The 1,399-nt window shown below is 68.0% G+C and carries 3 protein-coding genes; all 3 read right to left on the bottom strand.

Annotated features, from left to right (window positions below):
- Positions 1-358 precede the first annotated feature (358 nt).
- Positions 359-649, bottom strand: coding sequence for a DUF3040 domain-containing protein (locus KME75_RS41555; protein WP_219420467.1), 291 nt, complete (start codon positions 647-649; stop codon positions 359-361).
- Positions 650-819: 170 nt separating this feature from the next.
- Positions 820-969 (bottom strand): Rossmann-fold NAD(P)-binding domain-containing protein, encoded by a 150-nt coding sequence (locus tag KME75_RS45505; protein WP_308283524.1) that lies wholly within the window; start codon positions 967-969, stop codon positions 820-822.
- 19 nt (positions 970-988) lie between these two features.
- On the bottom strand, positions 989-1,276 hold the full coding sequence (locus KME75_RS47385) for a Rossmann-fold NAD(P)-binding domain-containing protein (RefSeq protein ID WP_219420465.1): 288 nt from the start codon (positions 1,274-1,276) through the stop codon (positions 989-991).
- Positions 1,277-1,399: the final 123 nt, after the last annotated feature.

Below are 1,399 nucleotides of genomic sequence, written 5' to 3'. Positions count from 1 at the left end.
CGCGGTGTCCGGTCGGGCAGCAACGGCTCCAGCCGTGCCCACTCCGCGTCGGTCAAGTCGTGGCGATCAAGCACAGAAGAGATCTACCGCAGCCGACCCGCATGATCCACGGGACACGCTCTAGAGGTTCGCCGGCGAAGTGGCCGCCCGGAGCACGCGATGCGGCGTCGGGTCGCGGCCAGCTGGAGATGCTCTCGCGCGAGCTGAGGGCGCTCGCGGTGCGCAGTTCGCGGCGCGGCGAGCATGGGCGCCCGCCGTGGCCGACGCGACCCCCAACTACCACCGATCCGAGCTGACATCGACGCGACGCCGGGTTGCGTTGCGCGGATTCATTCCTGCTGCCGGCGCCACCGGCGGGTCAACCTTCGGTGCTTGAGCCGGACTGGCTAGGACGTCGGCGGCGCAGCAACCACATCCAGCCGGTTACAGTGATGGACCCGGACAGCAGAATCAGCAGCGGGCTGAAGGTCATCATGCCCATGAGAACCCCCAGGGTGCCGATGACGACCGTGAGCACCGCCGTGGACATGGCCCACCGTACCCGCGCCGGCACCGGCCAATGGGTCAGGAGGTGCGCGAGGTCGGGATCAGTCGCCTGGAGCTGTCGCTCGATTGCCTCGAGGCGGCGCCGATCGTCCTGGTTGAGCATGTCGCCTCCCGCCCGCGAACTCTCCCGGTTCCGCCGAGCGTGCTCGTCTCGCCACGGCGAAGCCAGGCATTCGCGGGCTTCCCGCGCCGACCGGCGCTGAAACGAAACCGGGACAGACGCACCCGCCAGACCGCGCATGACCAAGTCTGCAGCAGGCCGCGGCGTCGCTCTCAGAGCCCCGTGCCTGCGTCGATCCACTGTCCGCCTTGCGCCTCGACCTCGGGTAGCGAGGCCCGAGCTTCCTCGATGAGATCCGAGACGAACGTAAGCACGACGTCCGGTTCAGCAGCGGCAAGCTCGGTGGGGGAGATGATCGGCACGTCCGTGCCCGGCATCCTCCTACCCTGCTTCATCCAGGAGGGCGTCAGCGATTCCGTGCAGGAGCGAAGCATCGGCGCCGGCGAGACGGAGCAGGGAGACCGCTCGGGACGCAGCGGCGTATCCGTACACCGTCCGCCCTTCCCTGCGCTGCTGCTCGAGCATGTCGCGCAGGCCCGATGCGGTGCGGTCGACCGAGTCCTGAAGGCTGCCGATGACCTCGGAGCGCAGGACTCCGACTGCCAGCTCGGCTGTGGATACTGCGTCGATACCTGCTGAGTCCGCGACACCCCGGCGACCTGCGGCCATGAGGCCTATTCAGCCGCCAAGTAGAAGTGCAGTCCGATAACCGCCGAGATCGTCGTGTCGAACGTCGCCAGCGGCCGCCGGTAGTCGGTGTGCATGATGCGCCAGGTCTTAAAGTTTGCGATC

Source organism: Pseudonocardia nigra (genome assembly GCF_019396355.1).
Lineage (GTDB): Bacteria > Actinomycetota > Actinomycetes > Mycobacteriales > Pseudonocardiaceae > Pseudonocardia > Pseudonocardia nigra.
Note: the sequence above shows the minus strand (reverse complement) of the source record. Positions and strands in the feature narration are given on the sequence as shown.